The 23951-nt window shown below is 67.2% G+C and carries 27 protein-coding genes; 13 read left to right on the forward strand and 14 right to left on the reverse strand.

The genetic code is table 11. The features are described 5' to 3' along the window. Nucleotides 1–7 precede the first annotated feature (7 nt). Nucleotides 8–1096, forward strand: coding sequence for a 4-hydroxy-3-methylbut-2-enyl diphosphate reductase (locus ABD260_RS24680; RefSeq protein ID WP_344236818.1), 1089 nt, complete (start codon nucleotides 8–10; stop codon nucleotides 1094–1096). Here ABD260_RS24680 and ABD260_RS24685 read toward each other — a convergent pair. The 3 genes from ABD260_RS24685 to ABD260_RS24695 all read right to left on the reverse strand — a co-directional run bounded on the left by ABD260_RS24685 (nucleotide 1089) and on the right by ABD260_RS24695 (nucleotide 2713). Next, the gene (locus tag ABD260_RS24685) at nucleotides 1089–1727 is read right to left on the reverse strand and encodes a hypothetical protein (protein ID WP_344236820.1); all 639 of its coding nucleotides are present in this window, start codon (nucleotides 1725–1727) and stop codon (nucleotides 1089–1091) included. The genes ABD260_RS24680 and ABD260_RS24685 overlap by 8 nt on opposite strands. Before the next feature lie 3 nt (nucleotides 1728–1730). Further along, nucleotides 1731–2249, reverse strand: coding sequence for a SigE family RNA polymerase sigma factor (locus ABD260_RS24690; RefSeq protein ID WP_344236822.1), 519 nt, complete (start codon nucleotides 2247–2249; stop codon nucleotides 1731–1733). Nucleotides 2250–2350: 101 nt separating this feature from the next. Beyond that, entirely contained in the window at nucleotides 2351–2713 is a 363-nt protein-coding gene (locus ABD260_RS24695) for a winged helix-turn-helix transcriptional regulator (protein WP_344236824.1), read from the reverse strand. A 97-nt stretch (nucleotides 2714–2810) separates the two neighbouring features. Between ABD260_RS24695 and ABD260_RS24700 the strand changes: the two genes are divergently transcribed. After that, nucleotides 2811–3425 carry an NAD(P)-dependent oxidoreductase gene (locus ABD260_RS24700; protein WP_344236826.1) on the forward strand — a complete coding sequence of 205 codons (615 nt, stop codon included), beginning with the start codon at nucleotides 2811–2813 and terminating at the stop codon, nucleotides 3423–3425. A gap of 22 nt (nucleotides 3426–3447) precedes the next feature. Here ABD260_RS24700 and ABD260_RS24705 read toward each other — a convergent pair whose 3' ends face one another. The 4 genes from ABD260_RS24705 to ABD260_RS24720 form a co-directional block, all read right to left on the reverse strand. Next, nucleotides 3448–4611: a glycoside hydrolase family 64 protein gene (locus tag ABD260_RS24705; protein ID WP_344236827.1), complete on the reverse strand. Its 1164-nt coding sequence runs from the start codon at nucleotides 4609–4611 to the stop codon at nucleotides 3448–3450. Nucleotides 4612–4716: 105 nt separating this feature from the next. Then, nucleotides 4717–5886, reverse strand: a complete 1170-nt coding sequence (locus ABD260_RS24710) for a DNA recombination protein RmuC (RefSeq protein ID WP_344236829.1) — start codon at nucleotides 5884–5886, stop codon at nucleotides 4717–4719. Between the two features lie 46 nt (nucleotides 5887–5932). Continuing rightward, nucleotides 5933–6700, reverse strand: a complete 768-nt coding sequence (locus ABD260_RS24715) for a polysaccharide deacetylase family protein (protein WP_344236831.1) — start codon at nucleotides 6698–6700, stop codon at nucleotides 5933–5935. A gap of 72 nt (nucleotides 6701–6772) precedes the next feature. Continuing rightward, nucleotides 6773–7720, reverse strand: coding sequence for a DUF817 domain-containing protein (locus ABD260_RS24720; protein ID WP_344236833.1), 948 nt, complete (start codon nucleotides 7718–7720; stop codon nucleotides 6773–6775). On the opposite strand from ABD260_RS24720, the gene ychF reads away from it, so the two are divergent. Continuing rightward, entirely contained in the window at nucleotides 7710–8786 is a 1077-nt protein-coding gene (gene ychF / locus ABD260_RS24725) for a redox-regulated ATPase YchF (protein WP_344236835.1), read from the forward strand. The genes ABD260_RS24720 and ychF overlap by 11 nt on opposite strands. A 99-nt stretch (nucleotides 8787–8885) precedes the next feature. Then, complete coding sequence (locus tag ABD260_RS24730) at nucleotides 8886–9305, forward strand: hypothetical protein (RefSeq protein ID WP_344236837.1); 420 nt, start codon at nucleotides 8886–8888, stop codon at nucleotides 9303–9305. A gap of 19 nt (nucleotides 9306–9324) precedes the next feature. Here ABD260_RS24730 and ABD260_RS24735 read toward each other — a convergent pair whose 3' ends face one another. The 3 genes from ABD260_RS24735 to ABD260_RS24745 are packed head-to-tail and all read right to left on the reverse strand — an operon-like array spanning nucleotide 9325 to nucleotide 14780. After that, nucleotides 9325–12183 (reverse strand): CHAT domain-containing protein, encoded by a 2859-nt coding sequence (locus ABD260_RS24735; RefSeq protein WP_344236839.1) that lies wholly within the window; start codon nucleotides 12181–12183, stop codon nucleotides 9325–9327. A 3-nt stretch (nucleotides 12184–12186) separates the two neighbouring features. Continuing rightward, nucleotides 12187–13416, reverse strand: a complete 1230-nt coding sequence (locus ABD260_RS24740; RefSeq protein ID WP_344236840.1) for a hypothetical protein — start codon at nucleotides 13414–13416, stop codon at nucleotides 12187–12189. After that, nucleotides 13416–14780: a hypothetical protein gene (locus tag ABD260_RS24745; RefSeq protein WP_344236841.1), complete on the reverse strand. Its 1365-nt coding sequence runs from the start codon at nucleotides 14778–14780 to the stop codon at nucleotides 13416–13418. The genes ABD260_RS24740 and ABD260_RS24745 overlap by 1 nt, the downstream gene beginning before the upstream one ends. 109 nt (nucleotides 14781–14889) lie before the next feature. Between ABD260_RS24745 and ABD260_RS24750 the strand changes: the two genes are divergently transcribed. Genes ABD260_RS24750 through ABD260_RS24760 form a run of 3 tightly spaced genes read left to right on the forward strand, consistent with a single transcriptional unit; the run spans nucleotide 14890 to nucleotide 16038 of the window. Next, nucleotides 14890–15309: a hypothetical protein gene (locus ABD260_RS24750; RefSeq protein ID WP_344236843.1), complete on the forward strand. Its 420-nt coding sequence runs from the start codon at nucleotides 14890–14892 to the stop codon at nucleotides 15307–15309. Continuing rightward, nucleotides 15306–15581, forward strand: coding sequence for a hypothetical protein (locus ABD260_RS24755; protein WP_344236845.1), 276 nt, complete (start codon nucleotides 15306–15308; stop codon nucleotides 15579–15581). The genes ABD260_RS24750 and ABD260_RS24755 overlap by 4 nt, the downstream gene beginning before the upstream one ends. Nucleotide 15582: 1 nt before the next feature. Beyond that, nucleotides 15583–16038: a hypothetical protein gene (locus ABD260_RS24760; protein ID WP_344236846.1), complete on the forward strand. Its 456-nt coding sequence runs from the start codon at nucleotides 15583–15585 to the stop codon at nucleotides 16036–16038. Between the two features lie 48 nt (nucleotides 16039–16086). Here ABD260_RS24760 and ABD260_RS24765 read toward each other — a convergent pair whose 3' ends face one another. Further along, the gene (locus ABD260_RS24765) at nucleotides 16087–17028 is read right to left on the reverse strand and encodes a helix-turn-helix transcriptional regulator (protein WP_344236847.1); all 942 of its coding nucleotides are present in this window, start codon (nucleotides 17026–17028) and stop codon (nucleotides 16087–16089) included. 62 nt (nucleotides 17029–17090) lie between these two features. Between ABD260_RS24765 and ABD260_RS24770 the strand changes: the two genes are divergently transcribed. The 4 genes from ABD260_RS24770 (at nucleotide 17091) to ABD260_RS24785 (ending at nucleotide 20478) form a co-directional block, all read left to right on the forward strand. Beyond that, entirely contained in the window at nucleotides 17091–18065 is a 975-nt protein-coding gene (locus tag ABD260_RS24770; RefSeq protein WP_344236849.1) for an ABC transporter ATP-binding protein, read from the forward strand. Next, entirely contained in the window at nucleotides 18062–18817 is a 756-nt protein-coding gene (locus ABD260_RS24775) for an ABC-2 family transporter protein (RefSeq protein ID WP_344236851.1), read from the forward strand. The genes ABD260_RS24770 and ABD260_RS24775 overlap by 4 nt, the downstream gene beginning before the upstream one ends. Next, entirely contained in the window at nucleotides 18814–19599 is a 786-nt protein-coding gene (locus ABD260_RS24780) for an ABC-2 family transporter protein (protein ID WP_344236853.1), read from the forward strand. Before ABD260_RS24775 ends, ABD260_RS24780 begins: the two co-directional genes overlap by 4 nt. Nucleotides 19600–19758: 159 nt before the next feature. Then, entirely contained in the window at nucleotides 19759–20478 is a 720-nt protein-coding gene (locus tag ABD260_RS24785; RefSeq protein WP_344236854.1) for a class I SAM-dependent methyltransferase, read from the forward strand. Between the two features lie 5 nt (nucleotides 20479–20483). Here ABD260_RS24785 and ABD260_RS24790 read toward each other — a convergent pair whose 3' ends face one another. From ABD260_RS24790 to ABD260_RS24800, 3 genes are read right to left on the reverse strand one after another with little or no spacing between them, the layout of a single operon-like run. Beyond that, nucleotides 20484–21371, reverse strand: coding sequence for an aminoglycoside phosphotransferase family protein (locus tag ABD260_RS24790; protein ID WP_344236856.1), 888 nt, complete (start codon nucleotides 21369–21371; stop codon nucleotides 20484–20486). Between the two features lie 20 nt (nucleotides 21372–21391). After that, on the reverse strand, nucleotides 21392–22066 hold the full coding sequence (locus ABD260_RS24795) for a hypothetical protein (protein ID WP_344236858.1): 675 nt from the start codon (nucleotides 22064–22066) through the stop codon (nucleotides 21392–21394). Between the two features lie 32 nt (nucleotides 22067–22098). After that, nucleotides 22099–22749 carry a LysE family translocator gene (locus ABD260_RS24800; protein WP_344236860.1) on the reverse strand — a complete coding sequence of 217 codons (651 nt, stop codon included), beginning with the start codon at nucleotides 22747–22749 and terminating at the stop codon, nucleotides 22099–22101. A gap of 159 nt (nucleotides 22750–22908) precedes the next feature. Between ABD260_RS24800 and ABD260_RS24805 the strand changes: the two genes are divergently transcribed. Then, nucleotides 22909–23085: a DUF5302 domain-containing protein gene (locus ABD260_RS24805; protein WP_184841532.1), complete on the forward strand. Its 177-nt coding sequence runs from the start codon at nucleotides 22909–22911 to the stop codon at nucleotides 23083–23085. A gap of 90 nt (nucleotides 23086–23175) precedes the next feature. Further along, nucleotides 23176–23886, forward strand: a complete 711-nt coding sequence (locus tag ABD260_RS24810; RefSeq protein ID WP_344236863.1) for a GntR family transcriptional regulator — start codon at nucleotides 23176–23178, stop codon at nucleotides 23884–23886. Nucleotides 23887–23951 lie beyond the last annotated feature (65 nt).

Genomic DNA, 23951 nt, shown 5'->3' on the forward strand with positions numbered 1-23951 from the left:
TGGGGTGATGGTGGTCACAGGGCGTGGGTCGAGTGGGTGGGGTGCGGCCCGTACCATTGGGAACGTGACTGCCCAGCCTGACGACCCTGGTACTACGACCGCCGTGCAGACCAAGCGGGTGCTGCTGGCGGCGCCGCGGGGGTACTGCGCCGGCGTGGACCGGGCTGTTGTCGCGGTGGAGAAGGCGCTCGACCTGTACGGGCCGCCGGTCTACGTGCGCAAGGAGATCGTGCACAACAAGTATGTCGTGCAGACCCTGCAGAAGCGCGGTGCGATTTTCGTCGACGAGACCGACGAGGTGCCTGAGGGCGAGACGGTGATCTTCTCCGCGCACGGGGTCGCCCCGGTCGTGCACGAGGAGGCGGCCGCGCGGCAGTTGAAGACGATCGACGCGACCTGCCCGCTGGTGACGAAGGTGCATCACGAGGCGAAGCGGTTCGCGGCCACCGACTACGACATCCTGCTGATCGGCCACGAAGGGCATGAGGAAGTCATCGGTACGTCCGGCGAGGCGCCCGATCACGTACACCTGGTCGACGGCCCGGACGACGTACCCAACGTGACCGTCCGCGACCCGGAGAAGGTCGTCTGGCTGTCCCAGACCACGCTGTCCGTCGACGAGACGATGGAGACGGTACGCCGGCTGCGCGAACGGTTCCCGCACTTGCAGGACCCGCCGAGCGACGACATCTGCTACGCGACGCAGAACCGGCAGGCAGCGGTGAAGAAGCTCGCGCCCGAGGCCGACCTGATGATCGTGGTCGGCTCCCGCAACTCGTCCAACTCGGTCCGGCTGGTCGAGGTGGCGGTCGAGCACGGCGCGAAGGCCGGCTACCTGGTCGACTTCGCCGACGAGATCGACGAGGCCTGGCTGGACGGCGTCGAGGCGGTCGGGGTCAGCAGCGGCGCGAGCGTACCCGAGGTGCTGGTCCGCGACGTCCTGCGCTGGCTGGCCGAACGCGGCTACGCCGACGTCCAGGAGGTCACCACCGCGGAGGAGAGCCTCACCTTCGCCCTCCCCCGCGACCTCCGCACCGACCTGAAAGCCGCCGGCCTCCCCACCACCGGCACCTCCGACCACGCCTGGACTATTTGACCGTCACCTTGGTGGTCACGGTGGTAGGAAACCAGCCTTTCGTTCCGCAGTACCGCACCGTGTAGGTGAACTTGTAGGTGCCCGCGCGTTTGAACGTGTGCGTCTCCGACTGATAGCTCTCGGAGCCTGTCTTGAGCTGGCTCCGGACGCAGTCGACCGCGCCACCGTCCGATCCGGTGTTGTAGCCGTCGCCGAAACCGTAGACGGTGCCGGCCGACAGATTCAGGAATGTCGTGGTTGCCGGCAGCACCGTGTTCTCGGGCTGCACCTTCGGGATGAATGCCTTGCCGGAGACCGTGATGTTCATGGTGACGGTGCGGCCCTTGATCGTTGGTTTGAGGACTACCTGGATCGGGGGCGGGGGTTTCGGGGTGGTTGTGGGTGGGCCGGTGATGACCGATTTCGGGGCGCCTGGGGTGTTGGTCACGGGTGGGGCGCTGCCGATGTTCGTGACGTTGCCCAGGGCAAGGGCGATCGCGGCCGCGCCGGCGGCTGCCACCAGTACGACACCGGTCGCGCGTCGCCGGCGGACCGTCCGGACCCGGTTGAACACCGCTTCGCTCGGTACGGCGGTCGGCGGCGGCGGATCGGCCACCAGTTGTTCGAACCGGCTTTTCAGCTCGTCGGTCATGGCTCAGCCCTCCTTCTGGGCAGGGGAGGAGACGGCGGCGACCAGGTGATGTTCGCGGAGCTTCGCGAGTCCGCGGGACACGTTGCTCTTCACGGTGCCGATCGAGCAGCCCATGATCTGGGCGATCTCGGCTTCGGGGAGATCCTCGAAGTACCGCAGCACCAGCGTCGCGCGAGTACGCCGGGGGAGGGTGGCCAGCGCCCTGAGCAGCAGGTCACGATCGTCCACCACCCCGTACTCGGACGGGGCGGCCGGCTCCGGAAGGTGCTCCGTCGGCGTCTCGCCCTTCCATTTCCGGCGCCACCACTGCGTACTGGTGTTCACCATCACCGTTCGCGTATAGCTCTCCAGCGCGTTGCCGCTGCGCAACGAGTTCCGGTGGAACCACACCTTGGTCAGGCTCGTCTGGACGAGGTCCTCGGCCAGATGCCACTCCCCGGTCAGCAGGTACCCGAACCGCTGCAACGCCGTGAACCGTCCGTCCACGAACTCGGCGAACTCGAGATCCCGTCCTGGATCCATCCCACACCCCTCGCCAGCCTGCTCTCACCCGGTCAGGAGTGTGATGAGCCGAAGGCTCCGAAAGGTTGAGCTGTGATCCGGCGGACTTCAGGTTGTGATGTTCAGAGGGCGGCGTCGTACTGCGATTGGGCGGTGGTGATGGCCGGCATGTGGATCTCGGCCCAGTCGGACAGGACACTGATCGGGGCGATCAAGGAGGAACCGAGCGGAGTGAGCGTGTAGACGACGCGCGGCGGGATCTCGGCGAACACCTCGCGGGTGACCAGGCCGTCGCGTTCCATCCGGCGCAGTGTCTGGGTGAGGACCTTCGGCGCGACCCGGCCGATGCCGTCGCGGAGCTCGGTGAAGCGCAGCGGGCCGTCGCGAAGCAGCAGGACGGCGAGCACGGTCCACTTGTCGCCGATCCGGTCCAGGATCACCCGGGTCGGGCAGTTCGGGTCGAAGACGTTGCCTCTGGTTACCACAAGGTACTTATAGCACGTTGAAGTAGCCAGTTACCAATCGATACTGTCGAGGTCAGAGCAATCGAGCCGAGTTCAGGTCAAGCGAAAGGAACTGGGAATGAAGATCGCGGTGTACGGCGCGAGTGGGATGGTCGGCAGCCGGGTGGCCGCCGAGGCGATCAGCCGTGGGCACGAGGTGACCGGCGTCACTCGAACCGGTGGTGAACTTCCGGCCGGCGTCCGCGCGGTCCGGGCGAGCGCGAACGACGTCGCGGCGGCGAAGGAACTGGCCGCGGACGCCGACGCCCTGGTCGCGGCGATCGGCCCGAGCCGGTCCGGTGCCGCCCACCAGGAGTACCTGGACGCGATCGACGCCCTGGTCACCGCGGTCAGCGGCACCGCGACCCGGCTGATCGTGGTCGGTGGCGCGGGCAGTTTGGTTGTCGACGGCAACCGAGTGGTGGATGCGCCGGACTTCCCGGCGGCGTACAAGAACGAGTCGCTGACCGTCTCCCAGGCGCTGGACAACCTGCGCGCCACCGGCGACGAGGTCAACTGGACGATGCTGTCCCCGGCGCTGACGATCGCCCCGGGCGAGCGCACCGGCACCTTCCGGCTCGGCCAGGACGAGCCGATCGGCGAACACATCTCCGCCGAGGACTACGCCGTCGCCCTCGTCGACGAGCTGGAGAAGCCCGCCCACAACCGCCGCCGCTTCACCCTGGGCTACTGAACTACTGGGCGCACCTCAAGTCCTAGCTGAGGGGGTCGAGGGTTAGGGCGGATTGTTGGGGGTTGGCGTCGTGGACGAGGGATTCGTGGTTGCCTACGTCGTCGAACGCGAAGGCGTAGGCGCGGCCGTCGATCATTTGGGTGTGGATGGTTTTGGCGTACTGGTTGGTGACCGCGTCCTGGTAGAAGTTCGTGCTGTTCGGGTCCGGCTGGTTGGGGTTTGTCAGCAGGGTGGAGCGGTTGTATGCAGCGCAGAGCGTACGGGAAATCGGGCCGCGGACCTGATCATTCGGTGCATCGAGCAATTTGAAACAGCCGAATACGCTGGCCGAATCGGGTTTCTGGAACGACGTGACGATTGCCCCGGAACTGTTCGTGAAGTTCATGACATTGCCCGCGACGCGGCCGAAGTACTTCGTACCGTCGCCGAACGGTGTCACGGTCAGCGTTTCCGAGGTGTACTTCGACCAGACCCGATTGATGTAGTCGTCCATCGCATTCGCGGGAAGTGCGCCGGTTTCCACACCGTACAAAGGAGAAAGCGCGCGCAGTACGGAACCATCGGGTGCGGTTTGGATCAGCCCGCCCCAACCGGTGTTGCGGAGCGAGTTGTAGACCGCGTTGTACCCACCGGGTTTGAGATGGCCGGTGGTGTTTCCGTTGACGCTGACCGCGTACGGCGCGGAGAACGTGTCCACCTGGGTGCTGTTGATCCACAACCCGCCGTCGTTCAGCGTGTACTCCGACCAGTTGAACAGGATGTTCCGGTTCGGATCACTCGGGTTCTGGACGGCGGGTTGCACCAGGCCGCCGGTGGTCAGTTTGAAGACGAGCTTCTGGCCGTACGAGAAGTACACCCGGCCGGAGAACTTCGGCAGCCGGATCGTGGTCGATTGGCCGCTTGCGGGTCCTTGAATGGATGCGTCCGGGGCTGGGGTCGGCGGGTTCCCACCGGCCGGCCAGGCGTGGAACGTACCGGCGGCGTCGGCCCAGCCCTGCTGCCCGGTCGCCAGGTTCGTGCCCAGGTTGTAGATGTAGACGGCGCCGGTACGGCCCGAGTTGTTGGTGATCGTCAACGGAATGGTCGCCGGGACCGCGGCCGGCTGCTGCGCGTTGGCCGGTAGAACGGAAACCGACGCAGATAGCAGAGCGCCGGCGAGGGCTGATAGGCGGGTTCTGAACCACATGTTGGTCCTCCTCACAGTGCTTTGAGAGAGCGCTCTCATCGTGTCGTGAGGTGACCACGAAGTGTCAACAGCTCGTCACTGTCGGCTTTCCGACAGGGCAGAGCGTCAGCCCGCTTGGGTGGGCGGCCAGTGTCGGGTCGGCTGAGGATCTTCCAGGGCGAGGAATTCCGGCGCCGTCAGCGGTCGTACGGACGCCTCGATCGACTCCATCGCGGTCAGCTCCGACTCGGTGACATGCAGATCGCGGAGCTTGCGAGCAGTGATGAAGACCCGCCGCTCGAACGACCCGACGGTCCCGTTGTACGCCTCGACCGCCGACGTCAGCGAGCGCCCGACCCGGCCAAGGTGATCGCCCATAGTGCCCAGCCGCTCGTACAACTCCCGCCCGAGCTCGAACACCTGCTGCGCCGACTCGGTCAGCGCCGACTGATTCCAGGCGTACGCCGCCGCGCGCAACGTTGCGATCAAGGTGGTCGGTGTCGCCAGGATCACCCGCCGCTCGGCCGCGTACTCGAGCAGGGAAGGCTCCACATCGAGCGCCGCCGACAGGAACGACTCGCCCGGTACGAACAGGATCACGAACTCCGGTGACGGCGACAAGCGCGTCCAGTACGCCTTCGCGGCCAGCTGATCGACATGCGTACGCAGATGCCGGGCGTGTGCGCGCAACCGGTCTTCGCGGAACTCGGCGTCATCGGACTCGCTCGCATCCAGGAACGCGGCCAGCGGCACCTTCGAGTCGACGACGAGATTCTTGCCCTCGGCAAGACGAACCACCAGGTCAGGACGCAGAATGCCGTCCTCGCCGAACGTCGTCGCCTGCTCGGTGAAATCGCAGTGCGCGACCATGCCGGCCAGCTCGACGGTCCGGCGCAGGTGCAGCTCGCCCCAGCGCCCGCGGACCTGCGGTTTTCGCAGCGCGGTCGACAGCGACGCGGTCTCACGGCGCAACGCCTCGCCGCTCATCCGCACCTCGTTGACCTGCTGGTGCAGCTGGCTCTGCCAGGCCGCGCGGCCCTTCTCGAGCTCGCCCAGCTGCGCGTGCAGGCGGTCCAGCGCCTCCTTGACCACCGCCTGGCCGCCCATTTGCTGACCGACGGAGGTCCGCTCCTGGGTCAGCTCGACGACCCGGTCCTCGGCCGCGTCCCGCTCGGCGGTGATCCGGGCCAGCCGCGAACCGTCGCGCCCGCGCGCCCAGAGCACACCGAACGCGGCACCCAGCAGCAGTCCGATGAAACCGAACAGCAGGATCAGCAGCAGCGTCGTACCGGTCATGGCACCGATGGTGCCGAAGGCCACCGACAGTTTTCGGGACCGACGCTCAGCAATCCATCGCGGGGAAGCTGTAACCCTGCGCCTTCAGCAACGGAAGCACCTTGTCCAGCGCCGCCACCGTCTGCGCGCGGTTCCCGCCGCCGTCGTGCATCAGGATGACGTCGCGGTTGTGCGAGCGGGTGAGGATGTTGTGCACGATCGCGTTCGTCCCCGGCCGGGCCCAGTCGCGCGGGTCGACGTTCCAGAGCACCTGGACCTTGCCGGCGGCGCGGATGTCGGCCCGGACCTTCGGGTTCGACGCGCCGTACGGCGGCCGGAAACAGGTCGACTGCGGTCCGTCGAAGATCTCGTGGTGCCGCTTCGCCGATGACACCGCGGTCAGCTGCGGATGCGTGATCGAGTGACTGCCGATGGTGTTGCCGGCGGCAATCACCTGCTCGCGGAGGCCCGGGTGCGCGGCCTGCATCTCGCCCAGCTCGAAGAACGTGGCGTGCGCTCCGTACTTGGCCAGGATCTGCAGGATCTTCGGGGTCCAGAGCGGGTCCGGCCCGTCGTCGAAGCTCAGGAAGAGCACCTTTTTGTTGCCAGAGGCAAATGCCGCGGTCGGGTTCGGGGCCGGGCGGCGCGGGGTCGACGGCGGGGCGTTCAGCGTCGGTGTCTCGGTCGGCTGCGGACCCGGTGTCGCCGGACTCTGCGCGGACGCGGCGGCCGGTTTCGGTTGCCGTTCGTGCCCGAGCGCCAGGACGAGCAGCGAACCCGCGACGACGGCGAGCGCCACTCCGGTCGCGACGAGCGCGGCAAACTTACCGGACATCAAATCTCCCCTTGCAGATCAGGCGGTTTCCCAGCTCCCCCTCAGGAGCCCCTCACACCAGTGGAAGACGCCTTACCTGTCAGCTTGGTTGGCGTGGTCGTGTTGCGGAGAGATCTCGACTGTCGCGGACGTGCCGCGGTGATAGAGCCTGCCTTCCAGCGACTTCACGCTCGCGACCAGCACAAAGCTCATGCTGACCAGCAACGACCAGGCACCGAATTTCTGCGGATGTACGATTCGCCACACGCTGACCTGATCGGGATAGTTCCACGCGTCCAGAAAGGTGCCGGCGTTCTCCGCGATCCAGAGAAAGAACCCGATCAACGCGAAGGACACCGCCAGCGGCATGCGATAGCGCCGTACGCCGACGGTGTAGAAGACCCAGGCGCGGCGCAGTACGACCAGCAGGCCGATCGCGATCGGGATCCGCAGGTCGGGAAGCCAGTGATGGGTGAAGAAGTTCAGATAGATCAGTACGGCGAGCACCGTGGTCTGAATCGGGCGGTATCCACTCACGCGGAGCTCGAAACGGCGCCACGCTTGACAGATGTAGCTGCCCACCGCGGCGTACATGAATCCGGCGAACAGCGGTACGCCGGCGAATTTCGTCACCGCGTCGCCCGGGTACTGCCAGGAGCCGACGTGCACCTTGAACAACTCGAGTCCGAGTCCCACCAGGTGGAAACCGAAGATCACCGCCACTTCGCGCCACGTCTCCAGACGGACCAGCCAGAAGAGCAGGGTCAGTACGAGGCAGTACAGCAGCAACGCGTCGTACCGGGCGATCGGCAGGTCGACGTACTTGGACACCGCGAGGCCCGCGAACAGGAACGCCGGGAACAGGCACGACACCATTTCGAGCCAGCCGAAACGGAGCAGTTGCAGGCAGCCGAACACGAAGCGTGAGGACAGGCCGGTACGATCGGTCCAGGTGGTCACGGTGGAGAAGACGCTGGATCCGGGCGGCTGGTTGGGGGTTCGGCGCCCCGGCCGCGTACCCTTGCCTCCCGTGGCACTCACCATCGGAATCGTCGGGCTCCCGAACGCGGGCAAGTCCACCCTGTTCAACGCGCTGACCAAGAACGACGTGCTCGCCGCGAATTATCCGTTCGCGACCATCGAGCCGAACGTCGGGGTGGTCGGCGTACCCGACCCGCGGCTGCACCAGCTGGCCGAAGTGTTCGGATCGGCGAAGGTGATCCCGGCCACCGTCCAGTTCGTCGACATCGCCGGCATCGTCCGCGGCGCGTCCGAGGGCGAGGGGCTGGGCAACAAGTTCCTCAGCCACATCCGCGAGTCGGACGCGATCTGCCAGGTCACCCGGGTGTTCCGCGACGACGACGTCACCCACGTCGACGGCAAGGTCTCGCCGGCCGACGACATCTCCACCATCCAGACCGAGCTGATCCTGGCCGACCTGCAGACCGTCGAGAAGGCGATCCCGCGGCTGGAGAAGGAAGCCCGGCTGAAGAAGGAGAGCGTGGCCGTCCTGGACGCGGTCCGGGAGGCGCAGAAGCACCTCGAGGCCGGGACGCCGATCATCGCGACGAACGTCGACCGCGACGCGCTCCGCGAGCTGATGCTGATGACCGCGAAGCCGTATCTGTACGTGTTCAACTGCGACGCCGACGAGCTCGCGGACGAAGACCTGAAGCAGAAGATGCGGGACCTGGTCGCGCCGGCCGAGGCGATCTTCCTGGACGCCAAGTTCGAGGCCGAGCTGGTCGAACTCGGCGACGAGGACGAGGCCCGCGAGATGCTCACCGAGATGGGCATCGACGAGCCCGGCCTGGACGTGCTGGCCCGCGTCGGCTTCGACACCCTCGGCCTGCAGACGTACCTGACCGCCGGCCCGAAGGAATCCCGCGCCTGGACCATCCCCCGCGGCGCCACCGCCCCCGAAGCCGCCGGCGTCATCCACACCGACTTCCAGCGCGGCTTCATCAAGGCCGAAATAGTCTCCTTCACCGACCTCATCGAAGCCGGCTCCATGACCGCCGCCCGCTCCGCCGGCAAGGTCCGCATGGAAGGCAAGGACTACCTGATGCAAGACGGCGACGTAGTCGAATTCAGATTCAACGTCTAGGAAAGAAAATGCGGGCTGGTGGGGGCGGACGTCGACGTGGTGGACTTCCGCTTCAGCTTGTAGGAACAGGAAGCAGGGGTGTGGGGGCGGGACGGCGGCGTGCTTGAGATTGAGGTGGGGGCGCAGGTTCGGGAGTCGGTCTGTCAGCACTGCGGCAGGTCGAAGACCGTTGTCACCGGCTTCATGTATCGCGACGGTGACGCGTACGTTGTCTACTACGCGTCCTGTTACGACCACGACGGACCTGAGGTGTGGATCGACGTGGTGTTCTCGCCGAACTGGGAGGATGACGCGGCCGGGCGGTACACGTTTGGGTGCCGGATTGGGGCGGTTGACGGACCGGTGTCGCCGGCGGCGTCGCTGGTGCCGGCGGCCGCGGCCTTCAGCACGAGCAAAACGTTCGGGCATAAGTTGACCAGGGACGAGGCGCTTGTACACCCCGCGCTGCCCGAGTTCTGGGCGGTGGTCGATCACATCGTCGAGCATGACGCGGTTGTCGTCGCGCATCTCGACAGCTGACTCCTGCGTAGTGCGCCGGTCAGATCACGATGGTGGTTAGGGATGACCAGAGTAAGGGGGAGTGGGCGGGGGTGGGGGTGGTTCGCCAGTGGGTTAGTTGGGTTTGTTGGTAGTGGGTTAGGTGGCGGATCGGGTCGGGGTGGTCGTGGGCGGTGTCTACGGCGGTTATGGCTGTGGAGAGCGGGCGTACTGAGGTGGGGACGCCGGCCAGGGTGTGGAAGGCGTGGTTGGTTGGTAGGGGCCAGCGGGTGGCGGTGACCAGGTGGGCGCCGTTGTGGAGCATGGCTGTGGCTAGGCCGAAGGACTCGGTGAAGCGCAGGTCGCCGCCGGATTCGCAGCCGAGTAGGGCTACTCGGGGTGGGGCGGGCCAGACGCGCGTACCTGGCTGACCGTCGCTGTGCAGTGGGAGGGTGCCTAGGAGTAGGTCCTTGGCGGATAGCGGGCGGTGGGTGCGGGTCAGGGCGGTCAGGCCGGTGGTTTCGGGGCCGCAGGAGAGGTGCAGGGCGCCGTCTTCGCTTTGGCCGCCTTCTACTGGTGCGCCGGTGACGTGGCCGACGTACAGGAGTCTGCGGGCGCCGTTGCGGAGTACGTCGCTTAGCCAGTCGCGGTTCAGGTCGGAGCGGCGGAATGCGTCTGGTGGGGTGGTTGCGGTCGGATGCATGGCTCCGGTTGCCAAGTGGCGCTCGACCAGGGCTAGTAGCTCCGGGTCGGAGCCGGGTGGTCCTAGCACTGAGCCGAGCGCGGAGTCAGCCCGGAAGCCGGGCACGCGGGGATCAAGTACCAACACGACCGGCGAGTCCGCAGCGGGCGGGGCCTGCGCAGCGGACGGGGGCTGGGTTTGTTGGCGGCGTAGGGAGGTGGGGGCGGTGGTTACTACGTCTGCCAGGTCCAGGAGCCGGGTGTTGTTGTCGTCCAGTGCCAGTAGCTCCCACGGGACCTGGGCGACCCGCGGCGACGGCTGGATGCGTACGAGTGGCCGGCCCGCACGTTCTAGTACCTGGCGTACTTGTGCAGTCAGCCCGTCCGGCCACAGTGCCTTGCCGAGCGTACGCGCCAACTGTGCTTCCGCACGCTGATCCGCCAGTGCACCAGCGAAAGCGCGGCGTACTCCAGCAGCGCCCTCGCCCGTACCGGGTAATGCAGCCGCCAACTCACGTACTGCCGCATCGACTTCATCAGCCGGCCCGCGCCCAGTACCGAACCCCGTCGCACCACCAGCCCACGTCCACGTCATGAACAGGTCACCCGAGTCAGCTAGCCGGACCTGGACGACCGGCCGGCTCGTGAGCTCAGAGGTGTCCCAGAACGGCACCTCCTCCTGGTCCACGATCGGCCGCCGGTAGCGGAACTCAGCCGCTGCTATGTACTCCTGAAGCGCCACCCGTTCCGCCGACATCCGTACCTTCGGTGGTGGTGCGACACGCAGCCCAACTGACGCAGCGGCGTCTGCAGCAACCCCTCCGAGCGTCAGCGGCGGGCCGTACGTCTTCATCGCAGGCTCTGGGAAGACTGGCGTTGTGGGAGCGGGTGGAGCGGCTAGGGCGAGTGCAGCGCCGGCGCACTGGTGTTCTACCAGTTCGAACAGGAGGCCCTGGTCCTGGCGGCGCACAGCCAGGCGGAAGACCAGCCGCATGGCTTCATTAGCCAGCGCGAGCCACTGGTTGCGGGCGTGCGCAGTGACGAAGTCGTGGCGGGCCGCAGCAAGAGTCAGGGCAGCCGGCAGAGCCAGTGAGAGCGCAGTGTCAACAGAGGCACGAGTGTGATCGCCGTGGTCTGTCTGGTTCAGGTTGTCTTCGAGGGTCCGCGCCAGCATCAGGTCGACTTGTGCGCACCGCTCATAGAGCTCCTGCTCCTGGTACACATCGCGCGCCTCCTGCGCCAGGCGCTTCAGCTCCTCGAGGTCACCGCGCTCGTACGCGTGCTGAGCGCCCAGCAGCTTGCTGTCCGCGGCCGCGATCGATGCACCGAGCCGCGCGAACCGGTCCATGCTTGTAGTGATCAGTTCGCGGGCGTTCGCGCTGTCACCGCGTAGATCAGCCAGATAGCTCCGTGCCTGCTCGCATGCCGCCAGATCGCCGTACCGGTGCTGCTCCTCGAAGTAGGTTGAGGCCTGTACGAAGAGCTGCTCGGCTTGGTCGAGCTCACCGCGTTCCATCGCGAGGTACGCCCGGTGTGCAAGCAGCGTCTGTACTTCACCGGTGTCGCCCAGTGCCTGGAAGCCCTGCTCTGCTTGGGCAAAGTAGTCCTCAGCAAGCTCGTACCGCCCGGTAGTGGAGCAGATCGAGCCGAGCGCTGTCTGCAGGCGGGGGATCACCTCCGCGGCGGTGGACGGGGTAGTGGCGAGCAGGAGGGTGGCGTGTTCCTCCGCCTTGCCCCATTCACTACGGTCGATCAGGAGGAGGACGCGGTTGAGGCCTAGCTCGGCTGCGCGCAGTCCGTCGTGGTCGATGAACTCGGGCAGCACGGTGGCTGCCTTGTCGAGCCAGCTGAGCGCCTCGTCCAGGTGACCGGTGTTGCTGAGTACTGCGGATCTCGCCATCATCGTGCGGAGCTGCAGCTCCAGCCAGAGTTGCCGGCCGTGCGGACCCATTGGAGCTTGGGCGACGCTGTCGAGAAGGGCATGCGATCGCGTACTGGTGTCGTCCGCGCTGGGCAGATCGGAGGCCGAGAGGTGGACGCTGGTGAGGTCGGCCAGCAGGTGTGCTCGGAGGAACCGTACGTCAGGGGTGTCGTCGAGGGTTTCGGCCAAGGTGAGCAGTTCGGCGTACAGGTCGTACGCGGCGGTGAACTCGGCGGCCAGGTGATGCTCCTGCGCGCGGGCGAACCCCGCGTCGAACGGGTCGCCGTACAACTGGAGTAGGTTCGAGCTGTCAGTCATTCGTCAGTAGTCCCCACCATCGGAAACCCCGGCAAGAACCTCTGCCAGCAACGGCTGGATGGCTGGTTCGGTGGTGCTTGTTGCGTGGAGCATTCGTTGGCGGGCGAGGGCGCGGACTGCGGTCCGGTCGGCGCGGGCGTCGGGCCCGGCGCCTGGGTCGAACCCGGGCAGCAGCACCTCCACACCGATCAACAGCTGCTCTTCCGGCGCTGAAGTTAGTGGTACGGGGAGCTCTGCACTGCCGGTCCAGCTGTCGTCCCGCCTGGTGAGGAGCATCCGGGCCTCGCTGCTGGAACGTGTTCCGGGTGCGGATCGGTCGCGTACGTGTACGTCTGCGGCGAGCGGCGCACCTGTCGGAGCCGACGGATGTGCGACGACCTCGATGTCCAGCTGACGGCGGGCGCCCTGGGCGCGCACGGTCCAGGAGATTGCATCCTCGGAGGCGTCGACAAAGCCGGGCGGGTACCGGCGCCAATCGTTCGTTCCATTGCCTCTAGCAATCAATCGGCCGGTGGCGGCGTGCTGATCGCCGGCTGCGAGGGCATAACCGTTCTGCGGTGCGAACAGCTCAGCCGGCGCGGTTGTGGGGCTTGGTTCCTGGCTCAGGGCAGCGCGCAGCGTACGCAACGCTGGACTGTCCAAGCCGGAGCTGTCCGCCGCGTCGTCGATCAGCTGCAGGACGTCAGTGAGCTGCTGCGCCACTACTGGTGTGATCGAGGGAGTGTGCAGCCAGTGGAGCAGGGGGATCAGCGTGGACTGGTGCTCTCCGATCAGGTCAGCGGCACAGTTGTCGGGCTGGTCGTCCTGGTCGTCGAACAGTTGCTGGCAGCGGTGAGTGAGTGCGGCGGTCTCTAGTGCGAGTACGGCTGGATTCAGGTCAGGGATGCCGTCCAAGTACGACACCGGCCACCAGCGGGCAGCCCAATGCGCAAAGGCCAGCTGCCCCGCCGTACGCCCAAGAGCCGACTGCTCCACCACAACGGCAGTGGCAACGTCATCTACCGCAGTGGCTACCTGCTCGTTGTACAAGGCCCATAGCCACTGCTGGGCGCGTACTGGGTCGTGGATGTGCGCGGTAGGCAGCGTGGCGCCGTCGAGGATGGGCCAGGTGAGCACGGCGCCGGCCACGTCCAGTACTGCGCGAGTGAAGTCGGTAGTGCTTGCGGGGTAGTCCGGGAGCACTGTGATGGTGCCGTCGGGGGACTGGGTGATCCGGACGGTAGTCGCGGGCATCAGGCGCTCCTCGGCTCGGCCGGGTCCGCTGTAGTGGTCGCCAGGGTGCGGAGCGCCGAGCGGACGCGGGCGCGGTGGTCCATCATCACTGAGCGGGCTACTCCGTCGAGCACTGTCCACGCTGCTGGAAAGTCAGGGAGGGGTGCGTCGCGGACGTCGCGGCCGTGGAGACGTACCCAGAGGCGGCGCATGTACGCGGCCCAGGGAGTACGGAGGTCCTGGGCGAGGGAGTTCAGTACGCCGCCGTCGGGGTCTGGGGAGACAGTCATCCGGCGTGCACGGAGTACGGAGGCCTCTCGCCGCCAGCGGCTGTTGACGACCCGGTGCGCCGCAGTCAACCCCACCCCACCGCCGACGCCCGCTCCGCCGCTGGCACCTGGTCCGCCGCCGACGCCCAGTGGGTCGAGGCCGACAGCGAGGTGGGCGCCGAGGGCGGCGGTGACTCGGAGGGTTTCGTCGAACAGGCCGAGCGGAGAGCAGCTGCGGTTGACCTCCCGGCTGACGAGGGTCGGCACCGGTGGCAATTCATCGCGGCGGCTCGACGATTGGAGTACAACGAACAGGCGGTCGTACAGAGTGCGGTCCAGCGGCGCGGGCAGTGCAGCGGTCGAACTACTGTGACCGACCTCGGGGCGTACGGGTACCGGATGCACGGTCAGGCCCAAGTGCGTCGGTAGATCCCCCGAGCTCGCCTGTGTCCACACCAGTTGGCCGAACAGCTCACCGTGCCCAGCGGCGACCATCGCCCCGTACGCCGGGGAGTCTGGTGCACCACACGAGTCCAGCGCCTCCCCTGCCAATGCAGCAGCCGCAGCAGCATCAGCTTCGTGGAAGAGGGATCGAGCAGCCCAGGCCTCGACCAGTGCCGCGTCCAGTTGAGCGCGCCGCTCGGGGCTCGTGAGGTGGTTGCGCAGAGCCTCCACAGTGCGGTCCGCGGAGTCGGCGATCTCCTGAACGACCGTACGAGCGATCACCTCCGCATCGGACTGCGGTGCGCCGTGCTCGGTCGCCAGCTCGTAGCAGCGCTGGAAGTACAAGTCCTGCGGGTTACCAGCCACCACACCCAGTGCCCGGCGTGCCTTCTTCAACAGCGTGAACCAGCGCGCCGTCGCAGCAAGACACCCCGCCGACTCCTGGATCAGCGCCTCGAGCTGCGCAGCCTGCTCCGGTGCGAGGAAGTCAGTCGCGAGCTCAGGGTGCAGTGCGGGCCGGACGATCAGCGGCAGGACGATCAGCTTCACCGTACGCGTCAGTGGAGCACCGCCCGGGCCACTGAGTGACTCCAGTCCAGGCCCGAGGGCACGCCAGGTGTGGTCGATGACCATGGCACGCGGGCGCCGTTCACCGGTCGCCTGGTTCGGCATACCGGGAGCGTACGTGGTCCCCGTACGCGCGGGCGAACCTGGGATCGGTAGACGTCCCGCCCCTCCTAGTGTCCTGCACATACACCGAGTAGGAGCACTAGGAGAAGACATGGGACTCTTCGGACGCAAGAGCCGCGAGCAGAAGGCCGCTGAGATCATCGACAAGGTCGCGAGCGGCAAGGGGCTGTACGGTCGCACCACTCGCGCCTTCCTCGGGCAGGAGGACTTCGCCAAGGTCCAGCAGTCGATCGGCGCGTACCACTCCGGTCAGGACGTACGCCAGTTGCTCGCAGCGGGCGCACCGACCGTACCGGCTGTCGTGGTGTCGGTCGCCGACACCGGTCGGCTGATCAACTACGACCCGGTGGTCGACCTCGTACTGCAGCTGTCCGGTTCTGATGCCGCCGTGACGCTCCGGACGATCGTCTCGAAGCTCCGAATCCCCCGCACCGGCGACCAGGTGTACCTGATCGCCGACCCCAGCACACCGGGTGCGTACCTCTACGCCGGCGACGGCCTGAACCCGTGACCGCGCCGCACGAGGCGCCGGTCAACGACCGCGTCCTGCTCTCCTTCGACGGTCGCGTACTGGAGGTATTCGGCTACGTCGACGCCGCGCGCTATCACCTTCGTGAGCAACCGCGGCTCGAGATCAAGCCCGGACGGCGGCCGATACTGCAGATCATCACCAGGCACGGTCGGCGCCACAACCTCCCGTACGACGCGGAGCTGCTTCCGGGACTCCAGGCACTGGCGGACGAGTTGGCGCGGTGGGTGCGGGCCGAGGACGGCAAGAACTGACATGGTGGCGGACGAGATCCACTGGACACTGGTGTCGCGAGTCACTGGGGTGGGCGCGGTCAGTGTGTACGGGATCGCGGGCGTGATGATCTTGTCCGGACCGGTGATGCTGGGGGCGCGGTTGCTGGCCGGGGCGGATGTGCTGGTGATGGGGATCGTCTTCACGGTGCTGTTGCTTCCGCTCGGGCTCGCGCTCTGGGCGAGCACGTCCGTCGAACGGGAGCAGAACCGGCAGCTCGACGCGTTCGGGGTGCCGGCGGTCGCGGAGGTGATCGAGCTGGGCCGGTGGGACGACGGGGAATCGGCCGGCGTCGAGCTCGAGTTGCGGGTGAGTGGGGCGGGGTTCGCGGCGTTCGAGGCGACTTGGAAGCGGTCGTCGTCCCTGAGTTTGCGGGTGGGTACGCGGGTTGGTGCTGTGGTCGATCCGGCGATCGGGCTGTTCCGCGTGGAGCTGTGACCGGCCGCTGTGCACTGAAAGTACGTCGTGGTGGTGATGCCCGCGCGGTCAGTGGGAGTTGGCGATGTGTTCGGCGGCGTTGTGGACCATCGCGATCAGTTCTGGTGGGGAGATGACCTTGGCGGCGCCGGACTGGGCCAGGACGGCGGCGCAGGCTTCGTGGGGGTTCTCCAGATCGGCGTGTACGAGCCAGCAGCCGTCTTCGGTGGGGATGATCGGGTGGGTGGGACGGAAGCGGCGGAGGGCGTCGTCGCGGACCTTGAGGATGATCGGGTAGGACGGGCGGGACGCCTGGAACTCGCGCTGAGACTGCAGCCAGTAGGTGGCGAGGTCGAAGTCTGGTGGGCGGGTGAAGGGGCGGTCGGTGGGAGCGGCCGAGGTGAGGCGGGAGAGGCGATAGGTACGCAGGCGGCCGTCGGTACGGGCGGCGACGAGATACCAGGTACGGCTCTTGGCGACCAGGCCCAACGGGGAGACGGCGAACGGCCCACGCCCAGAACCAGATGGGGTGTCGCCGTAGGTGATTTCCAGTTGGTGTTCTTGCCAGACGGCCTCGCGGCACAAGGACAGCCAGCGCGGGGTCTCCCGGTGGTCGTCCCAGCCGGCGTGGTCGATCAGCAGCCGTTGCCGGGCGTACTCGGCCTCGCGGCGCACCCCCTCCGGCAAGGACGCGATCAGCTTCGTGACAGCGAGTTCGCTCGAAGCATCCAGCCCAAGATCAGCCAGTACATGAGCTGTCGCTCCGACGAACACCGACATCACCTCGGACGGCGTGAGCCCGGTCAACCGGCTGCGATAGTCGGGCAGCAGTGCCCACCCACCGCCCCGCCCGCGAATCGAATACACCGGGACACCGGCCAGACTCAGCGATTCGAGGTCCCGCTGAATCGTCCGCGGCGACACCTCCAGCGCGGCCGCGAGCTGCGTGACCGTGGACTGACCACGGGTCTGCAGATGCAACAGCAAGCGGAGGAGCCGTTCGGCGCGCATCCTCCGACTATCGCAGAAAAACAAGCCATCAGCTGGCGTCTTTTGTCTCTACGGTCGATCGCATGACTGCAGTCCAGGTGCGGAACCTCTCGATGTCCTATCAGGCGCCCGTCCGCAAAGGCGGATTGCGGGCCGCGCTCGGTTCGCTCGTACGCCGTGAATACAAGACTGTGCAGGCCCTCGACCAAGTGTCCTTCGCGATCGCACCCGGTGAAGTGGCCGGTTTCATCGGGCCGAACGGGGCCGGCAAGACCACGACGATGAAGATCTTGTCCGGCATCCTGCATCCCACCGGCGGCGAGGTCGAGGTTCTCGCCGCGACCCCGTGGCACCGTCGCGCGGCGTTCCTGAAGCGGATCGCGTTCGTCCGCGGTAGTCAGCCGGTGGGCGGTTCGCAGGAGCTGACCGTGATGGATTCGCTCGAGTACCAACGTCTCCTGTACGACGTACCGCGCCCCGCCTTCCGCCAGACGCTCGCCGAACTCGAGGCCCTGCTCGACCTGCAACCCCTGCTGGAGCGCCAACTCCGCGCCCTCAGCCTCGGCGAACGGATGCGGGTCGGTCTCGCGATGGCGCTGATCTACCGCCCGGAAGTGCTGTTCCTGGACGAACCGACGATCGGGCTCGATGTCAGCGCGGCGAGCCAGATCCGCGAGTTCGTCGCGGAGTACGTGGAGCAGACCGGCGCGACCGTACTGCTGACCAGCCATTACATGGCCGATGTCGCGTCGCTGTGTCCGCGGCTGATCCTGATCGATCACGGCCGGGTCGCGTACGACGGGCCGCTGGCGGAACTGTCCGCGCGCTTGTCGCCGTACAAGCTGATCCGGATCTCGGCGCGCGGTGCGGCGAACCCGGAGCAGTTCGGCGAGGTGGTGGAGAAATCCAACGGGCAGTGGGTTCTTCGCGTACCGCGTGACGAGGTGGCCGGTACGACGGCGCGGTTGCTGCAGGCGCTTGAAGTCGTGGATCTCGCGGTCGAGGAACCGCCGCTGGAGAAGGTCATCGACCAGGCGTACCGGGAAGGTCTGCGATGAGAACCTTTGTCTTACTGGGCTTTCGTCTCCGGCAGGAGGTGCTGGCGTGGTCGGGGGCGTGGTGGTTCCTGGCGACCCTCACCGTGCAGGCAGTGCTGGGGCCGTTGATCGGGTTGTTCGTCTGGTCCGCCGTGTACCCGGATGACCCGGCGATCGCGCGGTACTACATCGCGGTCATCCTGGTCACCTTGATGACCGAATCCTTCGAGCAGCACACGTTCTCCAACCAGATCTACGACGGTACGCTCAGCCACGAACTGCTCCGCCCGCAGCCGGTCGTGATCGGCGTGGTCGGAATGAATCTGGCGACGCGGATGTGGCTGACCTTTCTCGGTGCGCCGGTCGTCGTACTGACCGGGATTTTGTTGCGGGCCGGTTTTGATTGGGCGGCGGTGTTGCGGAGTACGCCGTACATCGTGCTGGCCGGGATTCTGGTGTTTTTGTGGACATTTCTGCTGTCGCTGACCGCGTTCTGGACCGACAAGGTGCATTCGGTTGTCGGGTTCGGCGGGCAGCTGATCTTCCTGCTCGGTGGTACGGCGGCGCCGATCGCACTCTTGCCGGACACCTGGCGGCGCGTCGCGGAAGTTCTCCCGTTCTACGGCATGATCGGTCTTCCCGCTGACCTGGCCGCGGGTACTCGTTCGACCGGGGCGCTCGGCTATCAACTCGCCTGGATCGCGGTGCTGATTTCAGCCGTCACGATCAGTTGGCGAGTTGGCGTACGCAGGTACACGGCGGTGGGATCATGAAGCTGCTTCGCCTGGTGGGGGTGGGTTTCTCGCTGGCGCTGCGCCGGAGTGTGGCGTTCCGGATCAACCTGTTCTTCGACGTGTTGCTGGCGTTCACCGGTCTTGGTACGGCGATTGCCGCGGTGCTGATCGTGTTCACCCGCGCGGACAGTCTGGCCGGGTGGTCGAAAGCGGAGTTCCTGGTGCTGATCGGGACCTATCAGTTGATCACGGGATTGCGCGCGACCTTCATCGATCCGAACTTGGCGTGGTTCCCCGAAACCGGGATCCGCAATGGGAAGCTCGACGGGTACTTGCTGCAGCCGGCCTCGAGTCTGTTCCTGGCGAGTCTGTCGCTGTCGTCGCCGTTGGCGCTGATCCAGTCCGTGCTCGGCGGGGTCGTCTTGGGTTGGGGGATCGCGGCCGCGGACCGGCCGCCGAGCCTGGCCGGCGTGCTGAGCTGGTTGGTGCTGGTCGTTGCCGGGCTCGTGGTGACGTGGGCGTTGAGCGTGCTGCTGGCTTGCCTGGCCTTCTGGGCGCCGAAGTTGCAGCTCGACGTCTTCTACCACTCCGCGTGGCAACTCGGCCGCTACCCGACAGACGTCTTCACCCGCCCGATCCGGCTGCTACTCACCTATGTCTTCCCCATGGCCCTCATCGCCTCCATCCCCTCCGCCGCCCTACTCCGCGGTCCACAACTGCTGCCCGTCCTGGCCGGCGTAGCAGCCGCCGGCGGAGCGGCCGCGCTGGCTGCCCTGGCCTGGCGAGCCGGCCTCAAGCGCTACACCGGCGCCACGTCATGAACGCCAGATCGACAGGAGGTGTCGCCGTTTTCAGCGCCCCGGCAGGGCCAGCCAGGCGGGCGCGGCGATGTACGTACACCTCTACGTCCTGTCGTTCCGCCGAACTCCAGCCCGTGAAATGGGATCGCGGGCTGGCGGTGGGATGGCTAATGTCGCGGGATGGTTGATGCGTTGTTCGGCGAACCGCGGTTGGCTGCGATTTATGATGCGCTGGAGGCGGGGCGCGGTGACTTGGTGCACTACGTGGCGATGGTGGGGGAGTTCTCGGCGCGGAAGGTGCTCGATGTCGGGTGCGGTACGGGTGAGTTGGCGTGCTTGCTGGCGAAGGACGGGGTCGAGGTCGTCGGGGTCGATCCGGCGGGCGCCTCGCTGGAGGTTGCTCGGGGCAAGGAGTTCGCCGATCGGGTGACCTGGGTGCACGGGGATGCGACGACGCTGCCGCCGTTGCAGGTGGAGCTTGCGGTGATGACCGGCAACGTGGCGCAGGTGTTTCTGGGCGATGACGAGTGGTTGGCGACGCTGGCCGGCGTACGGGCGGCGTTGGTGCCTGGTGGGCGGTTCGTATTCGAGACCCGGGATCCGGCGCGGCGTGCGTGGGAGGAGTGGACGCGGGAGCGTACGTACCAGCAGGTGACGATTGGCGGCGAGACGGTCGAGCAGTGGGTGGAGCCGGCCGAGGTGAAGCTGCCGCTGGTGACGTTCCGGTCCCGGTATGTGTTCGCGTCGGATGGGGCGGAGCTGACGTCGGTGTCGACCTTGCGTTTCCGGGAGCGGGTCGAGGTGGAGGAGTCGCTGGTGGCGACCGGGTTCACGGTGGAGGACGTCCGCGAGGCCCCGGACCGCCCCGGCAAAGAGTTCGTCTTCGTCGCCGGCCGGTGAGCCGGCTAGGCGTCGAGGAGTGCGGTGAGGGTGTGGTGGGCGGTGCGGGACATCACGGGGTTGGTGTCCACGTAGTACCAGAGGCAGCCGATCGCCTGAGCGAAGGACCAGGCCATCCCGCGCCGCCACTCCGCGTCATCGCTGCCAACCGCTGCCCGGAACGCCTCCCGCGCCGTCCGGTCAAGCAGGTTCCAAGCAGGCTGAAGATCCATCGCCGGATCGGCGACAGCGAACCCGCCGACATCGATCACCGCCGCCAGCCGCCCGTCCGCGACAAGCAGGTTGCCGGGCATCAGGTCGCGGTGCGTCCACACGTCCGGTTCGGTCCGCGGCGTCGTACGCAGATCGGCCCACAACCGCGTCAGCCCATCGACGTCGATCATGCCGCGGCTCTTCTCCAGACACTCGGCGACCCACGCGTCCTGTGAAGTCAGCGCGCCGCCACGCCACGACCCGGTGAACATCCGCCCTTCGGTCGGTTCAGCCCGCAATGCGCGTACGAAGCGCGCCAGGTCCTCGGCGAAAACGGTCGACCCGGAGACATCCGCGTCGTACGCGATCGTGCCCGGCAGCCAGCTGTACACCGCCCAAGGCATCGGATACCCGGCGCCTGGCGCACCGATCGCAACAGGCTCCGGCGTCGGGTACGGCGAGATCGCGCGCAACCGGCGGGCCGCGTCTGCCTCAGCCTCGAGCTCCGCGCGCCCTTCCGCCGGATCGCCAGGCAGCATCGGGAACCGCGCCACCAGCTCGTCGCCGATCCGGAACATCGCATTCACCGTCCCATGCGAAGGCACCGCCCGGACCGCGAGTCCATCCCACGCCGGGAACTGCTCCCGCACCAACTCCGAGACCAGCGCAACGCTCACATCCAACTGCCCCGCATGCATCATCCGAAGAGTATCCGCGACCCCTAACCCGCCCGCACATCAATTACCAGCGCCGGCGCGACGCGCGCGGAGCCGATGCCACGGTCGGGTTTGCCGAGGCGGAAGCGCACCTTTCCTTTCAGCACCGTGCCGGACTCGGCCTGTCCGTCGACCAGGTCCTCGCCGGGAAACAGGGTGAAGGTCCAGCGCTCGTTGTCCTCACAGTCCGGCGGATGCGCGCCGCATTGCAGCAACCGGGCGCCCCACAGCTGCCGCGTCATCCACGTCCGGGTGTCCTGACCGAGGACGGTGAAGTCGTCACCGGCGACGACATCGTTGTAACTGCCGAGCGACGGCCCGTACGCCCCGATCACACTCACCACGAGCTGCCACGGCCGTCCACCGGGCAACCGCACACCCGCGGGCAGTCGCTCGTCGAAGACGTCCGGAACCCCGGATGGTCGCGGGATCGGGCGGCCGGTGTCGAGGAGGTTCGGGTCGGGGACGAGCAGCACGCCGTACTCGACCTCGTCCGCGAACCGTGCGCCCGCGAAGTGATCGGTCAGCGCCCGCGCGGCCTTCTCGGCGTACGCCCAATCCGCCGCCGGGAAGGTGTCGAGCAGGTACTCGCGGGTGATCGCCGGGAGGCCGTGCTCGCGGGCAAGGGCGGCCACCGGCTCGTACGCCCAGGATGCGATCAATCGGTCGACGGTGTCCATCCCGAGTCACGCTAGTGCCCGGGGCCGACAGTTCAGTGCGTTGCGAGTGGGCGGGCGCGTTCGGTCGCCAGGCGGATGGCGAAGACGGCCAGCGCGGTGCCGGTCAGGTAGCGGTGGATGCGGAGCCAGGTCGGGCGGCGGGAGAGGAAACCGGCGATCGAGCCCGCGGTGATCACGAAGACCGCGTTCATCGCGACGCCGACGGCGAGCTGGACGAAGCCGAGGATCAGGCTCTGGGTGCCGAGGTGGCCGCGGGACGGGTCCAGGAACTGGGGCAGCAGCGAGATGTAGAGAATCGCGATCTTCGGGTTCAGCAGGCAGGTGAGCAGGCCCATGCCGAACAGCTTGCGTGGCCGATCGGGCTCCAGCTCCTGGGTCGCGAACACCGAACTGCCACCGGGGCGGAACGCGTTCCAGGCGAGCCAGAGCAGGTACGCGGCGCCGACCAGCTTCAGCGTCAGGTAGATCTCCGGGACCAGCGCGAACAGGGTCGCCAGGCCAGCGCTTGCCGCGAGCAAGTACACGAAGAAGCCGAGGCCGACGCCCGCCAGCGAGATCAGCCCGGCGCGGCGGCCCTGGGCGATCGAGCGGGAGACCAGGTAGATCATGTTCGGCCCGGGGGTGATCACCAGGCCGAGCTCGACCAGTGCGATCGCGAGCATTGCCTCACCGCTGACCAGCATTTCGGGTTCCTTTCTCGGTGCCTCTGCAGGCGTACGCCGAACCTAACAGCGCGCCGTGGACGCCCGCGGAGGTTTTCACGGAGGGAGATTTCGGTCGCGGCGGTGCTGACTCTCGGTTAGCGTGGGTGCGTACGCCTGACGGTTTGTGAAGGAGACGGTATGAGCGACAAGTCCAGCGAGCCGGCGGACGATCTGCAGAAGAAGTTTCGGGAAGCGCTGGAGAAGAAGAACGCCGGCAATCACGCGCACCCGGGCCGCGGGGTCCGTGGCCAGGGCGTCGGCGAAGCGCACAACGACAAGCAGAAGCGCCAGTTCCGGCGCAAGTCCGGCAGCTGAGAACCGCCACTGTCCATCCATCCACCTGAGCCCCGGGTCGCCGCCCGGGGCTCGACCTTTTCCCGCCCGGGGCTCGACTATTGTCGGCACGTGAGCGAGCCGTTGCATTTCGTCGTGAAGACGCGGTTGGTCGAGGTCGTCGAGCGGCTCGGGGAGGGCGCGGCGCTGCCGCCCGAGCGGGTGCTGGCGAAGGACTTCGGGGTGTCGCGCTGGACGATGCGGCAGGCGATCCGCGAGCTGATCGCGGACGGCCGGCTGCGGGCGCGGCAAGGGCAGGGCACGTTCGTGGCGACGCCGAAGCTCGTCCAGCCGCTGGCGCTGGTCAGCTACACCGAGGCGCTGCGCGCGCAGGGGCACACGCCCGGGCGTGAGGTGGTCGCCTTCGAGCAGATCGCCGCCGACGCGGAGCTCGCCGAGCAGCTGAACATCGCGGCCGGAGATCCCGTCCACCTGCTCGAACGCGTCCTGTTCGCGGACGGCCAGCCGATCGGCCTCGAAACCACGTACCTCACCGTCGCGCGCTTCCCGACCCTGAAGGACGAGCTCGATCCGACCGGTTCGCTGTACCGCTGCCTGACCGATCAGCTGGGCGTACGTTTCGGCGCGGGCGAGGAACTTGTCGAAACAGTCATCGCGACGCCCCGCGAGGCCGAACTGCTCAAAGCCACCCAATCCCTCCCCATGCTCCTCCTCCACCGCAACAGCCGCGACACCAGTGGCGAACCCATAGAGGTAGTCCGCTCCCTCTACCGAGGCGACCGAGTCGGCTTCCGCGCCACCCTCCACCCTCAAACCCCCTAACCCACCTGCCCCCGGTGAGTTGAGTGTTTGCCGGGGGTTCACTTGGTGGACGGCTCGTTCGCCTG

The sequence above is a fragment of the Kribbella hippodromi genome (assembly GCF_039531045.1).
Lineage (GTDB): Bacteria > Actinomycetota > Actinomycetes > Propionibacteriales > Kribbellaceae > Kribbella > Kribbella hippodromi.

Bases quoted from the DNA above. Each gene is read 5' to 3' on its own strand.
- ABD260_RS24740 (WP_344236840.1), bottom strand. From the start codon at position 13,416: ATGCCCGCGACTACCGTCCGGATCACCCAGTCCCCCGACGGCACCATC.
- ABD260_RS24735 (WP_344236839.1), bottom strand. From the start codon at position 12,183: ATGACTGACAGCTCGAACCTACTCCAGTTGTACGGCGACCCGTTCGAC.
- ABD260_RS24680 (WP_344236818.1), top strand. From the start codon at position 8: ATGGTGGTCACAGGGCGTGGGTCGAGTGGGTGGGGTGCGGCCCGTACC.
- ABD260_RS24685 (WP_344236820.1), bottom strand. From the start codon at position 1,727: ATGACCGACGAGCTGAAAAGCCGGTTCGAACAACTGGTGGCCGATCCG.
- ABD260_RS24690 (WP_344236822.1), bottom strand. From the start codon at position 2,249: ATGGATCCAGGACGGGATCTCGAGTTCGCCGAGTTCGTGGACGGACGG.
- ABD260_RS24705 (WP_344236827.1), bottom strand. From the start codon at position 4,611: ATGTGGTTCAGAACCCGCCTATCAGCCCTCGCCGGCGCTCTGCTATCT.
- ABD260_RS24745 (WP_344236841.1), bottom strand. From the start codon at position 14,780: ATGCCGAACCAGGCGACCGGTGAACGGCGCCCGCGTGCCATGGTCATC.
- ABD260_RS24805 (WP_184841532.1), top strand. From the start codon at position 22,909: ATGAGCGACAAGTCCAGCGAGCCGGCGGACGATCTGCAGAAGAAGTTT.
- ABD260_RS24790 (WP_344236856.1), bottom strand. From the start codon at position 21,371: ATGATGCATGCGGGGCAGTTGGATGTGAGCGTTGCGCTGGTCTCGGAG.
- ABD260_RS24760 (WP_344236846.1), top strand. From the start codon at position 15,583: ATGGTGGCGGACGAGATCCACTGGACACTGGTGTCGCGAGTCACTGGG.
- ABD260_RS24710 (WP_344236829.1), bottom strand. From the start codon at position 5,886: ATGACCGGTACGACGCTGCTGCTGATCCTGCTGTTCGGTTTCATCGGA.
- ABD260_RS24765 (WP_344236847.1), bottom strand. From the start codon at position 17,028: ATGCGCGCCGAACGGCTCCTCCGCTTGCTGTTGCATCTGCAGACCCGT.
- ABD260_RS24775 (WP_344236851.1), top strand. From the start codon at position 18,062: ATGAGAACCTTTGTCTTACTGGGCTTTCGTCTCCGGCAGGAGGTGCTG.
- ABD260_RS24700 (WP_344236826.1), top strand. From the start codon at position 2,811: ATGAAGATCGCGGTGTACGGCGCGAGTGGGATGGTCGGCAGCCGGGTG.
- ABD260_RS24750 (WP_344236843.1), top strand. From the start codon at position 14,890: ATGGGACTCTTCGGACGCAAGAGCCGCGAGCAGAAGGCCGCTGAGATC.
- ABD260_RS24780 (WP_344236853.1), top strand. From the start codon at position 18,814: ATGAAGCTGCTTCGCCTGGTGGGGGTGGGTTTCTCGCTGGCGCTGCGC.
- ABD260_RS24785 (WP_344236854.1), top strand. From the start codon at position 19,759: ATGGTTGATGCGTTGTTCGGCGAACCGCGGTTGGCTGCGATTTATGAT.
- ABD260_RS24800 (WP_344236860.1), bottom strand. From the start codon at position 22,749: ATGCTGGTCAGCGGTGAGGCAATGCTCGCGATCGCACTGGTCGAGCTC.
- ABD260_RS24715 (WP_344236831.1), bottom strand. From the start codon at position 6,700: ATGTCCGGTAAGTTTGCCGCGCTCGTCGCGACCGGAGTGGCGCTCGCC.
- ABD260_RS24795 (WP_344236858.1), bottom strand. From the start codon at position 22,066: ATGGACACCGTCGACCGATTGATCGCATCCTGGGCGTACGAGCCGGTG.
- ABD260_RS24770 (WP_344236849.1), top strand. From the start codon at position 17,091: ATGACTGCAGTCCAGGTGCGGAACCTCTCGATGTCCTATCAGGCGCCC.